Origin of the sequence: Paenibacillus sp. IHBB 3054 (assembly GCF_051594305.1) — a bacterium.
Classification (GTDB): domain Bacteria; phylum Bacillota; class Bacilli; order Paenibacillales; family Paenibacillaceae; genus Paenibacillus_AQ.
The window spans coordinates 183,938-201,325 of sequence record NZ_JBOFBG010000003.1 but is presented as its reverse complement, the minus strand read 5'-3'; the positions used below and the strand labels follow the sequence as shown (position 1 = coordinate 201,325).

Annotated in this window: 17 protein-coding genes; 13 read left to right on the top strand and 4 right to left on the bottom strand. The window is 51.3% G+C overall.

From position 1 onward, the window contains the following. Positions 1-188: 188 nt before the first annotated feature. The gene (locus ACQ76X_RS06370; RefSeq protein WP_438492361.1) at positions 189-1,421 is read right to left on the bottom strand and encodes a PLP-dependent aminotransferase family protein; all 1,233 of its coding nucleotides are present in this window, start codon (positions 1,419-1,421) and stop codon (positions 189-191) included. A gap of 92 nt (positions 1,422-1,513) precedes the next feature. Between ACQ76X_RS06370 and ACQ76X_RS06365 the strand changes: the two genes are divergently transcribed. Continuing rightward, positions 1,514-2,953 carry a PLP-dependent aminotransferase family protein gene (locus tag ACQ76X_RS06365; RefSeq protein WP_438492359.1) on the top strand — a complete coding sequence of 480 codons (1,440 nt, stop codon included), beginning with the start codon at positions 1,514-1,516 and terminating at the stop codon, positions 2,951-2,953. Here ACQ76X_RS06365 and ACQ76X_RS06360 read toward each other — a convergent pair. Then, on the bottom strand, positions 2,950-4,839 hold the full coding sequence (locus ACQ76X_RS06360; protein ID WP_438492358.1) for a S8 family peptidase: 1,890 nt from the start codon (positions 4,837-4,839) through the stop codon (positions 2,950-2,952). The genes ACQ76X_RS06365 and ACQ76X_RS06360 overlap by 4 nt on opposite strands. Before the next feature lie 221 nt (positions 4,840-5,060). Here ACQ76X_RS06360 and ACQ76X_RS06355 point away from each other — a divergent pair, with 221 nt between their 5' ends. The 6 genes from ACQ76X_RS06355 (at position 5,061) to thiI (ending at position 9,924) form a co-directional block, all read left to right on the top strand. Next, positions 5,061-5,558, top strand: coding sequence for a YpuI family protein (locus tag ACQ76X_RS06355; RefSeq protein WP_076109019.1), 498 nt, complete (start codon positions 5,061-5,063; stop codon positions 5,556-5,558). Between the two features lie 200 nt (positions 5,559-5,758). Further along, complete coding sequence (locus ACQ76X_RS06350; RefSeq protein WP_438492356.1) at positions 5,759-5,980, top strand: DUF1540 domain-containing protein; 222 nt, start codon at positions 5,759-5,761, stop codon at positions 5,978-5,980. 11 nt (positions 5,981-5,991) lie between these two features. After that, positions 5,992-6,393, top strand: a complete 402-nt coding sequence (locus tag ACQ76X_RS06345; RefSeq protein WP_438492355.1) for a hypothetical protein — start codon at positions 5,992-5,994, stop codon at positions 6,391-6,393. Between the two features lie 201 nt (positions 6,394-6,594). Beyond that, the gene (locus ACQ76X_RS06340; RefSeq protein WP_438492353.1) at positions 6,595-7,305 is read left to right on the top strand and encodes a lytic transglycosylase domain-containing protein; all 711 of its coding nucleotides are present in this window, start codon (positions 6,595-6,597) and stop codon (positions 7,303-7,305) included. 177 nt (positions 7,306-7,482) lie between these two features. Beyond that, a complete protein-coding gene (locus tag ACQ76X_RS06335; protein WP_438492351.1) occupies positions 7,483-8,634 on the top strand; it encodes a cysteine desulfurase family protein in 1,152 nt (383 codons plus the stop codon). Positions 8,635-8,637: 3 nt separating this feature from the next. Continuing rightward, positions 8,638-9,924, top strand: a complete 1,287-nt coding sequence (gene thiI, locus ACQ76X_RS06330) for a tRNA uracil 4-sulfurtransferase ThiI (protein ID WP_438492349.1) — start codon at positions 8,638-8,640, stop codon at positions 9,922-9,924. Between the two features lie 70 nt (positions 9,925-9,994). Here the strand turns inward: thiI and ACQ76X_RS06325 are convergent, their stop codons facing one another. Continuing rightward, positions 9,995-10,690: a TerC family protein gene (locus tag ACQ76X_RS06325; RefSeq protein ID WP_340896949.1), complete on the bottom strand. Its 696-nt coding sequence runs from the start codon at positions 10,688-10,690 to the stop codon at positions 9,995-9,997. A gap of 169 nt (positions 10,691-10,859) precedes the next feature. Here ACQ76X_RS06325 and ACQ76X_RS06320 point away from each other — a divergent pair, with 169 nt between their 5' ends. The 6 genes from ACQ76X_RS06320 to ACQ76X_RS06295 all read left to right on the top strand — a co-directional run bounded on the left by ACQ76X_RS06320 (position 10,860) and on the right by ACQ76X_RS06295 (position 16,712). Then, positions 10,860-11,519 carry a TerC family protein gene (locus ACQ76X_RS06320; protein ID WP_438492347.1) on the top strand — a complete coding sequence of 220 codons (660 nt, stop codon included), beginning with the start codon at positions 10,860-10,862 and terminating at the stop codon, positions 11,517-11,519. Between the two features lie 311 nt (positions 11,520-11,830). Then, complete coding sequence (locus ACQ76X_RS06315) at positions 11,831-12,343, top strand: hypothetical protein (protein WP_076109027.1); 513 nt, start codon at positions 11,831-11,833, stop codon at positions 12,341-12,343. 251 nt (positions 12,344-12,594) lie between these two features. Next, on the top strand, positions 12,595-14,439 hold the full coding sequence (gene typA, locus ACQ76X_RS06310; protein WP_438492345.1) for a translational GTPase TypA: 1,845 nt from the start codon (positions 12,595-12,597) through the stop codon (positions 14,437-14,439). A 247-nt stretch (positions 14,440-14,686) separates the two neighbouring features. Then, positions 14,687-14,983 (top strand): YlaH-like family protein, encoded by a 297-nt coding sequence (locus tag ACQ76X_RS06305; RefSeq protein WP_438492344.1) that lies wholly within the window; start codon positions 14,687-14,689, stop codon positions 14,981-14,983. Positions 14,984-15,066: 83 nt separating this feature from the next. Next, positions 15,067-16,158, top strand: coding sequence for an LCP family protein (locus ACQ76X_RS06300; protein ID WP_438492342.1), 1,092 nt, complete (start codon positions 15,067-15,069; stop codon positions 16,156-16,158). A gap of 98 nt (positions 16,159-16,256) precedes the next feature. Then, positions 16,257-16,712, top strand: a complete 456-nt coding sequence (locus ACQ76X_RS06295; protein WP_038595395.1) for a pyridoxamine 5'-phosphate oxidase family protein — start codon at positions 16,257-16,259, stop codon at positions 16,710-16,712. Between the two features lie 36 nt (positions 16,713-16,748). Here the strand turns inward: ACQ76X_RS06295 and ACQ76X_RS06290 are convergent, their stop codons facing one another. Beyond that, entirely contained in the window at positions 16,749-17,318 is a 570-nt protein-coding gene (locus tag ACQ76X_RS06290) for a YhcN/YlaJ family sporulation lipoprotein (RefSeq protein ID WP_438492340.1), read from the bottom strand. Between the last annotated feature and the right edge of the window lie 70 nt (positions 17,319-17,388).

Genomic DNA, 17,388 nt, shown 5'->3' with positions numbered 1-17,388 from the left:
ACTGGAGTCCGCACCAGGCATTATTGAGCTGATTTTAGACAAATTAGGTCCCTGGAGTCCGTTGCCAAAAGCAGATCATGTGGAGTCTTCGGGCAAGGACTAAGCATGAACGTGCCGGAGTATTCCTGGCTGGCTTTTCTAGCTGGCAGAAGCAACAATATCTGTCAGGCAACGCAGCGGGGTCTCTGTTATTCCAGCGTCGGCATGAGCGTTGTCTCCAGGCTCTGGGAGTACTGGCTGATGGCCTTTTCCAGCCGTTGTACAGCGAGCGGAACCAGCTCCGGCGGCGTATGGGTGAAGTTCAGCCGCATGGCATTTTTCACCGGCTTGGCGGAATAGAACACTTCACCGGGTACAAAGGCTACACCTTGCTCCACGGCGAATGGAAGCAGCCCGGTAGTGTTAATAGCGGTGGATAGCTTCAGCCACAGGAACATACCGCCCCGGGGTTCTTCGAACTTTGCGTCTTCCCACCCGCGCGACGATAGCTCGGCTGAGAGCTGTTTCATCCGTGAGTGGTATTCGCGGGAGATAAGACGGATATGTCCCTCAAGGTCAAAGACCCGAAGTAGTTCATAGAGGGCACGCTGGTCTATGGTGCTGGAATGCAGGTCGGCTGCCTGCTTTGCTTTGGCAACTACCCGGATCAGCTCAGCCGGGCCGATAATCCAGCCGGTACGCAGGGCAGGTGCGACTATCTTGGAGAATGTTCCCGTGTAGACGACACAGGAATCCTCGCCGCAGCTTCTGTCGATTGCTGCCAGTGAGAACGGATAGGCATCCGGTGTTTCATCGAATGTTATTTCACCGTAAGGGTTGTCTTCAAGAATCAGCACGCCATATCGTCGGCACAGGGAGACCACTTGTTCGCGGCGTTCCTTGCTCCAGGTTGCCCCGGAGGGGTTGTTGAAGGTAGGAACGGCATAGAGCAGCTTGGGGCGGTGTGTGCGAAGCTGCTCCTCCAGATGGTCCGGCAGCATGCCGGATTCATCGCTCTGAACAATGTGAATGTCAGCCTGGTAGGAGTTCATCACCTGCAAGGCCGCCATATATGTTGGAGCTTCCACGAGGACTGCGTCTCCGGGATCAAGCAGTATTTTGCACAGCAGGTCGATGGCTTGCTGGGAGCCTGTGGTGAGGAGCATTTCCGAGATATCGGTTGGGATACCCTGACGGGTCAACCTGGCCGCAACCTGCTCACGCAGCGGAATATAGCCTTCGGTCAGACCATATTGCAGAGCCGATGTCTCGCCGGCAAGAGCGCGGCTGTAAGCCTCACGAACAGCTTCCACCGGGAAGAAGTCTTCGGCGGGCAGCCCGCCTGCCAGAGAAATGATGTCTTTGCCTTGGGTAATCTTCAGAATCTCACGAACTGCCGAGGATCCCAGATGTTCCGTCATCGTAGAGTAATTGATCTTCATAAAAATGCTCCCCGCTTTACAATTTTGTTGTATCATAACGGCATAGCGGTATAACAGTAAAGCGTTGAATATAACAGTGGGGGGAAGCGCAGATGCATATTGATTTACTCCGCAGCGGCAATAAATCTCTGCCGCAGCAAATCAGCGAAACGATGGCCCAGCGGATCACTTCGGGATTGCTGCAGCCGGGAGCCCGCCTCCCTTCCGTGAGAAATCTGGCATCTTCCCTGAAGGTAAGCCAGGTAACGGTAAGCAAAGCTTATGCTGAACTGGAAAGTCACGGGCATATCACCTGCAGCCAGGGAAAGGGCTGCTTTGTAGCCGAGAGAGTGCGAATGTCCCTGGATGCTGGAGCGGGGTGGCAGGACGGGTATGACGACTTTTTGCCGCGGGCTCAGCTATGGCGTAATTTTGATTACTCCAAGGTGGAATATCCTTTTCATATGGCGGCGATTCATGGCGATCTGCTTCCGCTGGATTCTATCGGCGCGACTATGTCAACGCTTGTGACCGAACAGCCGGAGCTAATGGCTTCGTACGGCAATTTTCAGGGGGATCTAGAGCTGCGGGAAGTGATGTGCAGACATCTGCAAGGTCATGGAATCCATCTGCGCTCATCTGATTTAATGATCACGAGCGGAACTCAGCAGGGGATTGATCTGGTGGCCCGGACGTTTGTCGGCCCCGGGGATACCGTGTATCTGGAAGCACCCAGCTATACGGGGGCTATAGATGTTTTTGCCGGCCGCGGTGCGGAGATGATCTTTGTGCCCATGGACAACGAAGGGATGAAAGTGGATGTGCTGACTAAACTATGCGACCGGAGACCGCCGAAGCTAATCTATACCAATCCTACGTTCCAGAATCCGAGCGGCGTCACGATGAGCATCACAAGAAGACAGCGGCTGCTGGAACTCGCCAGAAGCTACCGCTGTCTCATTGTGGAGGATGATCCGTTCAGTGATCTGTATTTCCGCAAGCCGCCTCCGCCTTCGATCAAATCGATGGATGCAGAAGGGCATGTTGTGTACATGAAAAGCTTCAGCAAAGTCATTGCCCCAGGCTGCAGAATTGCCTGCGTTGCCGCCGGAGGCAACATTCTCTCCCGGCTGATTGCCGCCAAATCGGCGAGTGACCTCGGGAGCCCCCTGCTGACCCAGAAGGCGGTGCTTCCGTTCATCGCGCGCAAATATGAGACTTACGCAGAGCAACTGCGAACCGCGCTGCGGGGACGCATGGAGAAGGCGGCAAAGCTGCTGAAACAGCATGCCCCTCAGGGAGTGTCCTGGAATCTGCCTGAGGGCGGGCTGAATTTGTGGCTGCAGCTGCCTACGGCCAGCGGCATTGGCAGGCTGCATGAGCTGGCAGAGCAGGAGGGCATCTCTTTCCTTCCGGGCGATGTCTGTTACTCCGGAGAGGTTCCGTCCCGGCATATCCGGCTATGTTATTCGCAGATGAAGGAAGCGGATATGGAACGCGGGCTGCGGCTGTTCCTTAGGCTCTTGGACAAACATCTTAGCTCTGCCCGTTAATTGCTGTTCTCCAGATTGTGCTGCATGGATTTCAATTGACGATCGACATGCTGCGGGAATAGCTGCAGCGGAACTACACTTCCTCCGGCTGCCCGGAGTGTTCTATAGATATCGACCTGCCCCCAGCCATAATATTTATCATGGCCGGTATCGCCAAGGTCGACGGCGTTCGAGATCATCAGCTCCATGACCTCCTTATTGGTCAGCGCCGGGTTCAGCGAACGTACAAGTCCCGCGAGCGCAGCAACATGGGGGCTGGCCATAGAGGTTCCGGACAAAGCTGCATACTGGTTGTCGGGATAGGTGCTTGCGATGCTTTCCCCGGGTGCGGTGACATCGATGTAATCCCCGTAATTGGAGAAAGAGGCTTTTTCTCCATTAGCGTTAGTAGCGGCAACCGCCAGAACCTCCTCATAAGCAGCGGGAAATCCCGGACGTTCAGTGTTATCGTTGCCCGCTGCGGAAACGATAACGACATCGCGGTCATAGGCATACTTAATCGCATCATGCAGAAACTGCGAATCGGCATAGTTGCCGAGGCTGAGGTTGATCACCTTGGCTCCGTTGTCTGCTGCCCAAATAATACCCTCAGCGACGGAATACGTGGTGCCTGCGCCGGAGTTGTCCAGCGCTTTGACTGGAAGGATTTTATTGTACCAGCTGATGCCGGCCACTCCCTCCTCGTTGTTGATCACCGCGCCGATAATGCCGGCTACATGGGTTCCATGCCCCACATCGTCATCCGGTGTCGAACCTTTTGCGATTGCGTTATATCCCGCCAGAAGTTGGCCCTGCAGATCCGGATGGCTTGCCTGTACGCCGGTATCGACCACAGCCACAACCACTTCCTTGCTGCCCTTGGACAAATTCCAGCCTTGCTCTGTTTCAATAGCCGGCAAATTCCATTGGTAGGTAGAGAACAGCAGATCATTGGGTGTAATTACACTGGCTCCTGTATTTTCGACTGCGGTCTCATTGGTTAAATACATATAGTGAGGCTCTGTATATTCAGGCTGCCATTTAGAGGTGAAGTAGGTTTTAAGCTCGGCATAGTTCATTTTCTCCGAACGGAAAATATAGGCATATCCCAATTTACGCGGCTCCTTGCAGCGGATGTCCGCGGTTATAGTCTGGATCTGTCCTGCAGTGAGATGACCGCTCTTAAAGCGTACGACGATTTCATTCTCGTAGAAATGGCTGGCGTTCTCATTATCATGGCCGGTCTTGACGGTGATATCCTTCAGCGTATCAGCATGAACCGATTCCACCCGGTACTTGCCTTCCTTCGGATAAGGAATCAGCCGTAGATTTTTGAGCTGATGATCGGCGACACGGTCGAGGATCTTCTGATTAATCAGGGCAATGACACCAATTTTTCCATCCTGATCACGCTGAGCCATGAAATAATGTTTCTTCTGACCGATGATGAAGGAAGGGGATTCATAGGATTGATGGCCTCTAATCGCTGATTTTGCCGTGTTCAGGTACTTTAGCAGCTGTTTATTCTCCTGATCGCTGCCCTCAGGCAGTGAGGATTTGAAGGTGTGTGTTTGCTGGGTAACGAAATCGATCCAGATGAGCATGGTGATATGCCCGTGTCCTTGCTGCAGACGTTTGGCATATGCTGAAATATCTCGGGGCGCTGCGCCATGCGTATCAGCAAGCATTGTTCTTAGGTGTTTGCCGACGTCGGTCCGGTTCAGCTGGTCTGTAGCCTTAACATCCTGAACCAGGGAAGTTTTCTTGACTGTTTTTTCCTGTGAGGGATTAGGCACGACTGCTTGTTTCAGCTTCCCGTCTCCTTCAGGCCGCAACGCAAACGTCAGTAGAACTACCGTGAACGCAGCGGTGACTAAACCGGCGACGGTTAAATTTTTACGGGACATATTTTCCGCTCCTTCATGGCATCGTAATAGCTATAGGTTTAGAAGAGAGCGCCCGTTTTATGCATCACAGAAAAGGATACCGCGTCCCAAGGTTTTATGTTAATATCAAAAAGTAATAGGATGATTAAGTTGCAAGGAAATAAGCAATACCTATTGAGAATGACTACAAGAAGTTGAAAATGACTACAAGAAGCAAGGACTAATAAGGGGGAGCACTCGCCATGTCAGCAGCCAATGTGCAGAAATTGTGTGAAACGACGAGAGAAAAACTTAAATCCGTGATCGGTAAAATGGAATTATTCCTCAACAACCATGCCCTGCCTCAGCTAGTAACCGAAGAAGATGAAGAAACGGTAACTTTCTATCAAGGTTTCCTGTCCGATCTCCGCCACCTGCTGGTATTCTCGGAAATGTCTTATGAGAAGCTGGGAGTTGCCCTGCGCCGCGCCACATTTGACGAAGCTTTCGCGCAAAAAGCGCTATATAATGTATATCATTATGGAGTCAACAATTTCTTTTATCCAAAGAATGAGAGTTACTCCGAGGACGGCCGTTACGCTTACACAGGCCAGGATGCTATCCGTTTCCGCAAAAAGCCTGTTCGCCCGGCCCGTGATATTATTATGGAGATTACCAAAGTCTATGAAGAGCTGCGCGATGACCTCAATTATTATGAGAATGATTATTTAACTGAAAAGCGTATGCAAAACCAGGTTTAACATCTTATGTCATATTTTACGAAATTCAAAGGATCGTTTCAGTCATGTACACATGGCGGAACGGTCTTTTTTGTATTGATTAAGCTTTCTGCAAAGCGTTGGGATACAGTGTTTTTTGTGGGTCTTGTGGAGGGGACTGGCACCTTATTAACCGCATAGAGAGGGAATTCCACGGACATAATGATTCCTGAGGTGATCACATGACAAACGCAAAACCGCTTGTAAGATGCAGTGTGAGCAACTGTCATTATTGGGGTGAACAGAACTTATGCCGGGCCGAGGAGATCGTTATTGAAATCGACAAGCATGCAGGCAGCGGGTTCAAGGAAGAATATGCCGAAGAGCTGATGGCTAACAATCATCATGATCATGCCGGAACTTCGTCCGCGACCTGCTGTCTGACCTTCAAGCCTAACAACTAGGAGGCCTAAAAATGGACAAACACAGTGATAAATCCAAACTTGACCCGTCCGAAAGGAAAAAAATTATCCTGCGTCCGCGTAGAGTGGATTATCCCCGGCGGGACCGGGCCCACAATGAAGAATATGCCGCGGAGATAAGTCCGCTTCCGGCACATATTCACAGCACAGGCGGAAAAACAGCCGAGACCAAGGAGCAGGGTGAGACAGAGACCGGCAGCAAGGGTATGGGGAGGGTCGGTCTGGGCTTTGGGATTGCCTCCTTGTTCATCTGGTCGGTCATTCTTGGTCCCGTAGCTGCCATACTTGGGTACTATGCTTACGCCAAAGGGCAAAAAACTACCGGTGCATGGGCAATGGGACTGGGGATTGTATCCACACTCAGCTATTTTGTCATGATACCATTTGCCCGCTAACGTAAGAAGAAACCAGAAGCAATGAATTCAAAACAGGCTTTTAGACCTAACTATGAGGGTCTGAAGTCTGTTTTTTCATGTCAGCATATAGCAATTATTATGAATCGACTGTAAAATAAAGTCGTATTTTAAATTTAATTTGAGTTTCTTAAGGTTAGGAAATTTATATAGAGGATCAGCAGAAGGAAAGGAAAGTGCAATATGGCGATCAATCCGGCTTCAGGGAGCGGAGTTGGGCAACTAAGATGGGTGAACTTAAGAAGTTCAAGCCTCAAAAGTGAAACAGGGAAAAATTCCAGTGAAGTATCGGGTTCAACGTCAGCGGAGTTTTCCGCTTTGCTGCAGGAGCGGACGTTGCAGTCGGGGGATAAGGACAGCGCCACTGCACTGAATTCCCTTGGCGACAGTTCCTCCCTAAGGGGTCTGCTGTGGCAGCAGCTTGGAGGGACAAGCGATTCCTATAACGCAATTTCCGGGGAAATAACGGAAACCAGGCCTACCGATTATGAAGAGCTGATTCAGACGGCCAGTACGAAGTATGGTGTGCCGGTAGACTTGATCAAGGCAGTAATCGATACGGAATCCTCGTTCAACCCCAATGTCGTTTCTTCGGCAGGAGCGAAGGGATTGATGCAGCTGATGGATGGCACGGCGAATGGCCTCGGCGTTTCCGACCCCTTCGATCCGGCTCAGAGCATTGACGGCGGGGTACGTTATTTATCGTATCAGCTGAAGCGTTTTGACGGGCAGGAGAAGATGGCACTGGCCGCTTATAATGCCGGTCCCGGACGGGTAAACAAGCTCGGAGTCAACAGTGACCAGGAGCTGATGGAGAAGCTTTCCCAGCTTCCGGAGGAAACCCAGGCCTATATTCTCAAAATAGAACGCGCCCGAGCTGAGTACGGGGTATAATAAAAAGGATCAAATGGTGTCGTCTGGACCACTCTGGTGGCGGGACCCGTTTGATCCTTTTTTCCGGATATAAGAAAGTACAGGCACCAAGACTTTATAAGTTCAGCCGGATCAGTTATTCTATATTCTCGCGCATGAGCTTATCAGCACAGAAGCAAGCAAAGGAGAGACCGATATATGCTGTACTGGGATTATGCCGCTGCCGCACCCCCATATGAAGAAGTAGTGCAGACGATGGAGCAGATTATGAAGCAGCATTATGCCAATCCCTCGTCGCTGCACCGTGCAGGTACGGAAGCCGACCGGCTTATCAAACGTTCACGCGAAGTCTGCGCAGCCGCGCTCGGAGTGAAGCCGCAGGAGATTCTGTTTACCTCTGGCGCTACCGAAAGCAACAACCTTGCGGTAAAAGGCGCAGCTCTGCAGTATCAGAGCAGAGGACGCCATATCGTGACTACGGGAATAGAGCATCCTTCGGTCTATGAGAGCTGCCTGCAGCTGCAAAACATGGGCTGGGAGGTCACCTTTGTAGCACCGGATAGCTCAGGAATGGTTGAGCCCTCCCGTATTGCCGCTGCGGTGCGCCGGGATACTGTACTTGTCAGCGTGATGCATGTCAATAATGAGGTTGGAACAGTGCAGCCGCTGCTGGAGATTGGCCGTCTGGTGAAGGCTGCCAACCACCGGACGCTGTTTCATGTGGACGGAGTGCAGGGCTACAGCGGGTTTGAGCCAAGACTGGGTGAGTGGCAGGCTGATCTGTACAGCTTGTCCCCCCACAAAATCCGCGGCCCGCGCGGGGTAGGGCTGCTGTATGTAAGAGAAGGGGTTTCACTATTCCCGTTGCTGACTGGCGGCTCCCAGGAGAACGGACTCCGCGCCGGCACAGAAAATGTGCCGGCGGTTGTGGCTTCCGCCAAGGCCATCCGCATGAGCGGCGAGCGGAGGGAACAGTTTAACAATGTGATGATTCCGCTGCGCAACCGGCTGTTGAAGTTTGTGGCCGGCATCCCAGAATTGAAGGTCAACAGCAGGGAGGACGGAGCCCCGCATATTGTCCATTTCTCTTATCCCGGCATGAAGGGGGAGGTGCTGGCCCGCAAGCTGGAGGAACTGGGGATGGTCGTATCCACCCGTTCGGCCTGCTCCTCGCGGCTGGCCGAGCCGAGCCGGATTCTGCTGTCCATGGGCAGAGATGTTTCTACGGCACTTGGCGGAATCCGCATTAGCCTTGGCGACAGCCATACGGAAGCTGATATTGCCCTGCTGGAGCAGGCGCTGCTTAAGGCTGTACAGGCTTTGAAGATTGTTGAAGGAGGCATGAGATAACCGATGAAAGAGCAGGAAACTGGAACTGCCGTAAGCGGCGGAAGCAGTATTGAATATGCAGACATGCTTTTACTGAGGTTCGGGGAATTTACACTGAAGGGCAAGAACCGGGCCCGGTTCGAGAAGACGGTGCTTCGCCACGTGAAGGAGATGGTCAAGCCTTATCCCAATGTGGTGCTGAGCAAGGAATTCGGACGGATTTATGTGCAGTTGAACAGTGAGCCGGCCGGCGAGTTGGCGGCGTCGCTGAAGAATGTTTTCGGCATCGCCTCTATCAGTCCGGTCAAGGTCGCTTTATCGGAGTTTGACGATATCCTGTCCGCCAGCCGGACATTCCTGGAGATTATCGCCCCAGCTCCGGGTACTACCTTTAAGGTCAACGCGCGCCGGGTATGGAAGGAGTTCCCGCATGGCTCCATCGAGATGAATAAGCTGATCTCGACTCCGCTGCTGCAAGGCTATCCCGGCCTGATCGTGGATGTGAAATCACCGCAGATGGAGCTCAAGATCGAAATCCGCGAGGGGCATACTTATATTTTCTGTGAGAATATCCCCGGGGTCGGAGGGTTTCCGCTGGGAACCAACGGAAAGGCTATGCTTCTCCTGTCCGGCGGCATTGATAGTCCCGTGGCAGGCTGGTCTTCGATGCGCCGCGGTTTGGAAGTGGAGTGTGTCCACTTCTACAGTTATCCTTATACGAGCGAGCTTGCCCGCCAGAAGGTTGTGGATCTTGCGCGGGTACTATCGCGTTATGCCGGGGTGATTAAGCTGCATCTCGTTCCGTTTACGGAGGTGCAGACCGCTTTTACAGGGATTGGCCAGGATAACCTGATTATTACGCTGATGAGGCGGGCGATGCTGAAGATTACCACCCGGCTGGCTGAACGGGAAGGGGCACTTGCGCTTGTTACCGGGGAGAGTCTGGGGCAGGTGGCCAGCCAGACGTTGTCCAGCATGAATGTCATCGGACGCGCTACAACGCTGCCGCTGCTGCGGCCGCTGGTCATGATGGACAAAAGCGAGATTGTCGAGCTTTCCCAAATGATCGGCACGTATGATCTATCTATCCTGCCTTACGAGGATTGCTGCACGTTATTTGTGCCAAAATCGCCTACGACCAACCCGAATCTGCGGATTGTGGACAAGATTGAAGCGACATTGCCCGGATATGCCGCACGGCTGGATGCAGCTGTCGCGGGGACAGAGACGATTTCCATTACGCCTTACGGGGATGAGAAACCAAGCGACGTAGTTCCGGCGCAAGCCGGGCTGCAGGAAGAGTGGTTCTAACACAATAACAGGGGGCCCGAAACCGTTGGCGGATTTCGGACCCCCTTTTTTGATGATGAAACGGTATGTCTTAGCCCGAGGTTCCGCTATGCGGGATCTTTTTGTGCTCCAGCCGCCGTTTCCAGTGCCCTGCAGCAAGTATGCCTGCAATCACAAGGATGATGAAGAGTACATGCAGCAGCGGGTGCTGCTCAAAAAAAGGCTGGAGCTTCTGTTCACCGGTAATCATGGTGGAGGCGGTGTACCCCAGCACTGCGGAACCAATGTAAATAATCCAGGGATATCGGTTAATCAGCTTAATAAAAAGCGTACTGCCCCAGACCACAATGGGGACACTGATAAGCAGTCCTACCACAACCAGCGTGATATTGTGATTGGCTGCTCCGGCAATGGCGATGACATTGTCCAGACCCATGGCCGCGTCGGCAACAATAATTGTCCGCACAGCCGCCCACAGTGTGCCTCCGGCCTTGATATCCGCATCGTTATTTTCCCCGCTGAGCAGCTTGTATGCAATCAGAATCAGCAGCAGACCACCGAACAGCAGCAGCCAAGGGACTTTCAGCAGCCAGACAACCAGTATGGTAGCGATGATCCGCAGCACAACGGCTCCGCCCGTTCCAAGCAGAATAGCCTTTTTCTGGGTGTCTGCCGGTAAATTCCGTGCAGCAAGCCCGATGACAATAGCGTTGTCCCCCGCCAGAATCAAATCGAGAAAGACGATATTCAGCAAGGGCAATATAAAATCGGTAACGGTTGTATTCAAGCCGGGTCACTCCCATAGTTTGTTGGTCAGAGCATTAGATAGGTATAGTTTTGTATACGCAAAAAAGGGGCCGGACATGCATCAGCCGGGAAAAAAGTTGGACAGGAAGCATAGCTTGTCGCCATTCCACATACATGTAATTACATGTAGTCCGGGGAGGTAAAAGATAATGGATTCCTTGTTGCTGCTTGGGGAAATATTGATGATCAATCTTGTGCTGAGCGGAGATAACGCGATGGTCATAGCGATGGCCAGCAAAAATCTCCCGGAGAAGAACCGCAAAACTGCTGTCTGGTGGGGGGCTGCGGGCGCTGTCATTCTGCGGTGTGTGCTAACGTTTGCGGCAGTGCTGCTGCTGAAAATCCCTTATATTGAAGCGGGCGGAGGCATTCTGCTGCTATGGATTGCCTTCAAGCTGCTGCTGGAGGAAGAAGAGGAGGTTAGGGTGGAGGAAAGCTCTACCGTGTGGAGGTCCATCCGCACCATTCTGTTGGCTGACTTTATCATGAGTCTCGACAATGTGCTGGCGATTGCGGGAGTAGCCAAGGGTGATTTGGCCCTGATCGTCATCGGGATCGCGTTAAGCATTCCGATCGTCGTCTGGGGAAGCGGTATTATCGTCGGCTGGCTGCACCGGTTTCCTGTGCTTGTCTTCATCGGCGCCTACATACTCGCCCATACTGCTGGAGAAATGCTGCTGCAGGATGCCAAGTTTGGCGCGGTGCTCTCCTTTATGCTGCCGTCTTTACACTCCATTTTGCCGCTTGCACTTGGTGTTATCGTTGTCCTGTCCGGCATGATTAAGCGGAGGACCGTATCCGCAGGTTAAGAAGCGGCAATACTAGAGGCTGTGCCAAAAGCTGGATAAGCTGGGGCGCAGCCTCTTTAGATTGAGCAGCTTTTTCAAAATATAGAATTTATATGCTTCACGCTATAAATTATCCTTCTATTTCTCGCTGAAACGGATACCGTCCTTTTGAGCCGTGAAGCCGGTTCCACTTGTCATCTCCTAAAATATGAAGAATGATGGTGTTTTATTTATTTTTCAGATAAAATATAAAGGGAATCCTGTCGCAGGAAATTGAACTTTCGAAGTGACGAGGCAAGGAATAGACGTGAATTTGAAGGGATGGGTGATTGATGTCTTCCAAAAACGACATGAAACTGGGTATATTTATTGCCGCCGCCGGCATTGTGATTCTATTCGGAAAGCTGGGGGTGTTCGGGTTTCTCGGGCGGGCCTTATGGCCACTCGTGATACTGGTTCCAGGCCTGTTCCTGCATGTGCTCTTCTTCAGCCGCCGCGCTTCGGCAACCGTGTTGATTCCGGCCGGAATATTGACTGTGTATGGATTGCTGCTCGGGTTATGCAATACCTGGGGCTGGGGGCTTATGACTCATCTGTGGCCGCTGCTGCTGTTCGGCATCGCTGTCGGACTGTATGAATATTCGCTGTATTCTTCGGCGCGGACCGGCGGTCTGATGACTACGTCTGTCATACTGGGAGCACTGAGTCTGGTGCTGTTTATCTTCAGTCTGCTGGGCACAGGAGCGTTGTATTTGTTAGGTGCGGTACTGATTGCTGCCGGGATTTGGCTGATGGCCGGGCGCGGAAAACCGGGAAGCCGCAAGAAGTGGAACGGGGGCTGGTGAGTGAACCGGCTGCTGTGAAATTTGCGGATCTTCTCAAGGAAAAAAGGGTCTGACACGGAATTAGAAAAATTAAACGAAGTTGGAAATCGTTTTTTCAGAAAAAGACTTGCTTTTCATAGTGCTTTCACTATAATATTAAGGAATGTTGGAGCGTCGGCTTTCTGCCAGGCGCTTCTTTTGTGAGACTGCCATGACATGCTATAAATTTAAACATTTTTAATTTGATAAATGAGAGGATTTGGATACAAATCATGCATTCAAGAAAAGATATTCGCAACATTGCGATCATTGCCCACGTTGACCATGGTAAAACAACACTTGTCGATCAGCTTTTGCAGCAATCAGGAATTTTCAGCGCGCATGAGCACCTGCAAGAACGTGCTATGGACTCGAACGACCTGGAGCGGGAACGCGGAATCACCATCCTAGCCAAAAATACAGCAATTACCTATAAAGAGTTCTTGATCAACATTGTAGATACCCCGGGCCATGCTGACTTCGGCGGCGAAGTGGAACGAATCATGAAGATGGTTGATGGTGTACTGCTTGTTGTTGACGCATATGAAGGCTGCATGCCGCAAACGAAATTCGTTCTGCGCAAAGCGCTGGAACAGCACTTGACACCCATCGTTGTCGTGAACAAGATTGACCGTCCGGCTGCACGTCCGAAGGAAGTTATTGATGAAGTGCTGGATCTGTTCATTGAGCTTGAAGCCAGTGACGATCAGCTGGAATTCCCGGTAGTTTATGCATCCGCACTAAACGGCACATCGAGCATGGATACTGAGAAACAGGATGACAACATGCTTGCTCTGTATGAAACCATTGTTGAGCATATCCCGGCTCCGACTGAAAAAGTTGAAGAACCTCTGCAGTTCCTTGTTACGCTGATGGATTACAATGAATACCTTGGCCGTATTGCCATCGGACGTGTAAACCGCGGTGTTATCAAGCAAGGTCAGTCCGTAACTGTTATTATGCGTGACGGCAAGAGCAAGACGGCACGGATCGAGAAGCTGTTCGGCTTCCAGGGCCTCAAGCGCGTAGAAACCGAAGAAGCGGGCGCAGGCGACATCGTTGCTATCGCCGGCATCAAGGATATCAACATCGGTGAGACGATTGCCGATCCGCAGCATCCTGAAGCCCTTCCGGTCCTGAAGATCGATGAGCCTACGATGCAAATGACGTTCCTCGTGAACAACAGTCCGTTTGCCGGTAAAGAAGGCAAATGGGTAACTTCCCGTAAGCTGCGCGAGCGTCTGTTCAAAGAGCTCGAAACAGATGTCAGCTTGCGTGTGGATGAAACGGATTCTCCTGACGCCTTTATCGTATCCGGCCGCGGTGAGCTTCACCTCGGTATCCTGATCGAGAATATGCGCCGTGAAGGTTTTGAAATGCAGGTTTCCAAGCCTGAGGTTATCGTCAAAGAAATCGACGGAGCCAAGATGGAGCCGCTTGAACGTCTGATGATTGACGTTCCTGAAGAAAGCATGGGCGCCGTAATGGAGAGCCTGGGCAGCCGCAAAGCCGAAATGGTCAATATGATCAACCACGGTACTGGTCAAGTTCGTCTGGAATTCCTGATTCCTGCACGCGGCCTGATTGGCTACAATACACACTTCCTGACGCTGACACGCGGCTATGGTGTAATGAACCATGCCTTTGACAGCTATGCTCCACTGATCGGCGGCCAGGTTGGCGGACGTCATCAGGGCGTGCTGGTGTCCAGTGAGACCGGAAGTACAACGTTCTACGGTATGATGGGCGTTGAAGACCGCGGTATTCTGTTCCTGGAGCCAGGAACAGAAATCTACGAAGGTATGATCGTCGGTGAGCATACCCGTGATAACGATATTATCGTTAACATCTGCAAGGAAAAAGCACTGACCAACGTGCGTTCCGCTACGAAGGATGAAACGGTAAAAATGAAGACCCCACGGATGTTCTCTCTGGAAGGTGCGCTTGAGTATCTGAACGATGACGAATATTGTGAAATCACCCCGAAATCTGTTCGTCTTCGCAAGAAGATCCTGAACAAGGGCGAGCGTGAACGTGTAGAAAAGCAGCGTAAAGCGGCACAAGCCAGCCAGGCCTAAGCTGATATAGAACAAGCCGCCGGATCCAACTCCGGCGGCTTGTATTTGTTTAAATATAAGAATTTATATGCTTCACGCTATAAATTATCTTTCTATTTCTCGCTGAAAGGGATACCGTCCTTTTGAGGACGGCGAAGCCGTTTCCACTTGTGAGGCGATCTTTTAAATTGCAGGGATTATTTGCGGATTAAAGCTCCCGGGGATGATATAATGTAAGCGATACATACCTTGGGAGGAGTGGTGAACCTTGCAGTGCTGGTTTGCGGAGCATCCTATTGTGGCCTATATCGTCATTTTTATATTGCTGACTTATGTGTATAACCGTGTATTTCGCGTGAATCAGAAGCTCCCCATTGGTAAAGAAATCGTGCTCTATCTGATGATGGCACTCGGCTCTGGCATGCTGCTGATTTTTCAGCACGACAAACTGCCGATCATTCAATGCCTGCTGGTGGCTGTAGGACTTATGCTGCTCGTACGGGTCCGTTATTTTGTAGAGGCCCGGCAGAAGCGCAAGGCAGCTGCAGCAGCCAAAAGACATTAACCGCAACTTTTACCGTTTGAAATCGTCTATAGTAAGTATAAATCAACCTAATCTATGCGAAATGAAAAGGACCTTATTCTATTATGAGTACAAGCAAGGGAAGTTTACCTCCAAGAAGACCCGCTGGACCCCAACAAACGGGCAGAGGGCAGCAGGTTAAGGCGGCTCCTGGGAAGCAGGGCAAGAAAAAAGCAAAGAAACGGGGATTTGCAGCCCGTTTGGGAAAAATGCTATTAATTATCCTTCTGGTTGCGATCCTGGCTGTGCTGGGTTACGTAGGGTTTCTGTACTATAAGTTCGAGCAGGGAGGATTTGGAGTGGACCAGCCCGTCCAGGACAGCCAGCTTGCTTCGTCTAAGCCGCTGACTATGCTGCTGCTGGGAACCGACAACCGCCCGAAGCATCCGTCCAATCTCACGGATGTTATTATGGTTGCTGCACTGAATCCTAAGACGCATTCGGCGACGATTGTCTCGCTTCCGCGGGATACTTACGTCGAGCTGAGCGGTTATAAGAAGACCAAGATCAATGCGTTTTACCCCCGCTTTAAGAGCAAGGAGAAAACCTCCGGCATTCTAGCTGAGGATGAGATGAAGACGATGATGAGCAAATATCTGGACATCGATGTCGATTATGTCACCGTGCTCGATTTTCAAGGTTTCCGTGATATTGTGGACGAATTTGATGGAGTAGATGTCAACATCAGCGCCGACATGTGCTATACGGACAGTGTGGACGGAACAGATATTAATCTGAAGAAGGGCCCGGCCAAGCTGGATGGGGATGAGGCGCTTGATTATGTGCGTTACCGCAAGTCCAACTGTAGTCCAAGGACCCAGGCTTCCGATGACTTTGACCGCAATAAACGCCAGAACGAGGTATTGAACGGACTGGTTGGACAAATGCAGTCCCTTGGAGGAGTGCTCAAAATAGGCAAGGTTTTTGACGCCGTGGGCGACAATATGCAAAGTGATATTGAGAATGCACAGATCAAAAGCTTGATTTCTACTTATTGGAAAATATCTAAAGAGAATATTGAATTTGTGCCGGTGACCGGAACCTGGCGCAGCCCGTATGTATATATTAACGATAAAGAGCTTGAAGCGGCAAAGAAAAGCCTGCAGGACCGGATTGCCGGGGTTTCCTCCGCTGCCTCAGAGTCTACTGCTCCTTAACGAAGGTCTGGAAGCAACTCTAAATTGAATGCAAGTTTGGGCGTGTGCTATAATATAATAAAGTGAACGCACATTTGCCGCATAGGGGGCCTGTACTTATGTCCGAAGCCGTTGCTCAGCTCAATGAAACCTTGCTATCGATGCTGCAGTCGGAAACGTTTGTCCTGCTTAACACTGTTGATGCGGAATCCGGAGGCCCTACGTCTACGGCGATTTCCTGGATTTATGCAGTGAGCCCTTCTATCGTGCGTCTGGCGGTAGACCACCGCTCCAGACTTGTGAACAACATGAAGGTGAATCCAATGGTAACCGTAACAGTTTTTGGCGAGGGCACCGTTCATGCCATTAACGGGCGTGCTGTTGTGAGGCAGGATCCGCTGCCGGATGTTCCCTTCAAGATGTGCTGTTTTGATGTTGAAATTGAAGCGGTACGCAACGCGCTGTTCTATGGCGCGCAGTTGGAGTCCGCTCCAAAATATGCTAAGGTATACGATGCACGTGCGGCTGAGAAGCTGGACGGCCAAGTATTTGCCGCCATGCAAAAAGCCCAGTGAGGATCTCACTAGGCTTTTTTTGTCCAAAGAATCAGGCTATTGATTGTTGCCTTGCGGTTTGGTATCCTCTGGCAGCTGCGGTATGATGCGGCCGATGATATCCGCCATTTCTGCAGCGAAGCCGGACACCGGATTTCCCTTAGAGATATGACGGCCCATTTCGTTCAGTCTGTTGGAGAGATCCATATCGGCAGTGACAAATGCCTTGACGCCACGCGGATCTTTACGGATGGCTTCAGCCACCGAATATTTGATGCTTCCGACACGCGAACGTTCCAGCTTCCCGTCAACATCAATACCAACCACGGCGACATTGTTCATTACGACACAGTGGGCACCGTTGACGCCTGGAACTCTTTGGGCCAGCTGTTCAAAATGATCCTTGAGTGCAACATCGCTTTCCCCCTTGCCGTCAGAAGCTTGTCCGGCTTCAGCATAAGGGGCCATATTACCATCATTAGACAATGACCGCACCTCGCGGTTTCCCTGGCTGCTTAAAGCCTTGGCCGATTGTTTATCCTGAGGAGAGGGTGATGTCTCTTTATTAGCGATACCGCAGCTTGTCAGCAGCAGCAGTACCAGCAACAGACACATTGATTTTCTCATATGTGCTTACTCCTTTCAGTCAGAAATCAGTTCTTTACTTTATCTTGCCCTTGCTGAAAAGAGTTATGTA

Bases quoted from the DNA above. Each gene is read 5' to 3' on its own strand.
- ACQ76X_RS06340 (WP_438492353.1), top strand. From the start codon at position 6,595: ATGGCGATCAATCCGGCTTCAGGGAGCGGAGTTGGGCAACTAAGATGG.
- ACQ76X_RS06295 (WP_038595395.1), top strand. From the start codon at position 16,257: ATGTCCGAAGCCGTTGCTCAGCTCAATGAAACCTTGCTATCGATGCTG.
- thiI (WP_438492349.1), top strand. From the start codon at position 8,638: ATGAAAGAGCAGGAAACTGGAACTGCCGTAAGCGGCGGAAGCAGTATT.
- ACQ76X_RS06350 (WP_438492356.1), top strand. From the start codon at position 5,759: ATGACAAACGCAAAACCGCTTGTAAGATGCAGTGTGAGCAACTGTCAT.
- ACQ76X_RS06365 (WP_438492359.1), top strand. From the start codon at position 1,514: ATGCATATTGATTTACTCCGCAGCGGCAATAAATCTCTGCCGCAGCAA.
- ACQ76X_RS06315 (WP_076109027.1), top strand. From the start codon at position 11,831: ATGTCTTCCAAAAACGACATGAAACTGGGTATATTTATTGCCGCCGCC.
- typA (WP_438492345.1), top strand. From the start codon at position 12,595: ATGCATTCAAGAAAAGATATTCGCAACATTGCGATCATTGCCCACGTT.
- ACQ76X_RS06345 (WP_438492355.1), top strand. From the start codon at position 5,992: ATGGACAAACACAGTGATAAATCCAAACTTGACCCGTCCGAAAGGAAA.
- ACQ76X_RS06300 (WP_438492342.1), top strand. From the start codon at position 15,067: ATGAGTACAAGCAAGGGAAGTTTACCTCCAAGAAGACCCGCTGGACCC.
- ACQ76X_RS06290 (WP_438492340.1), bottom strand. From the start codon at position 17,318: ATGAGAAAATCAATGTGTCTGTTGCTGGTACTGCTGCTGCTGACAAGC.
- ACQ76X_RS06370 (WP_438492361.1), bottom strand. From the start codon at position 1,421: ATGAAGATCAATTACTCTACGATGACGGAACATCTGGGATCCTCGGCA.
- ACQ76X_RS06360 (WP_438492358.1), bottom strand. From the start codon at position 4,839: ATGTCCCGTAAAAATTTAACCGTCGCCGGTTTAGTCACCGCTGCGTTC.
- ACQ76X_RS06355 (WP_076109019.1), top strand. From the start codon at position 5,061: ATGTCAGCAGCCAATGTGCAGAAATTGTGTGAAACGACGAGAGAAAAA.
- ACQ76X_RS06320 (WP_438492347.1), top strand. From the start codon at position 10,860: ATGGATTCCTTGTTGCTGCTTGGGGAAATATTGATGATCAATCTTGTG.
- ACQ76X_RS06335 (WP_438492351.1), top strand. From the start codon at position 7,483: ATGCTGTACTGGGATTATGCCGCTGCCGCACCCCCATATGAAGAAGTA.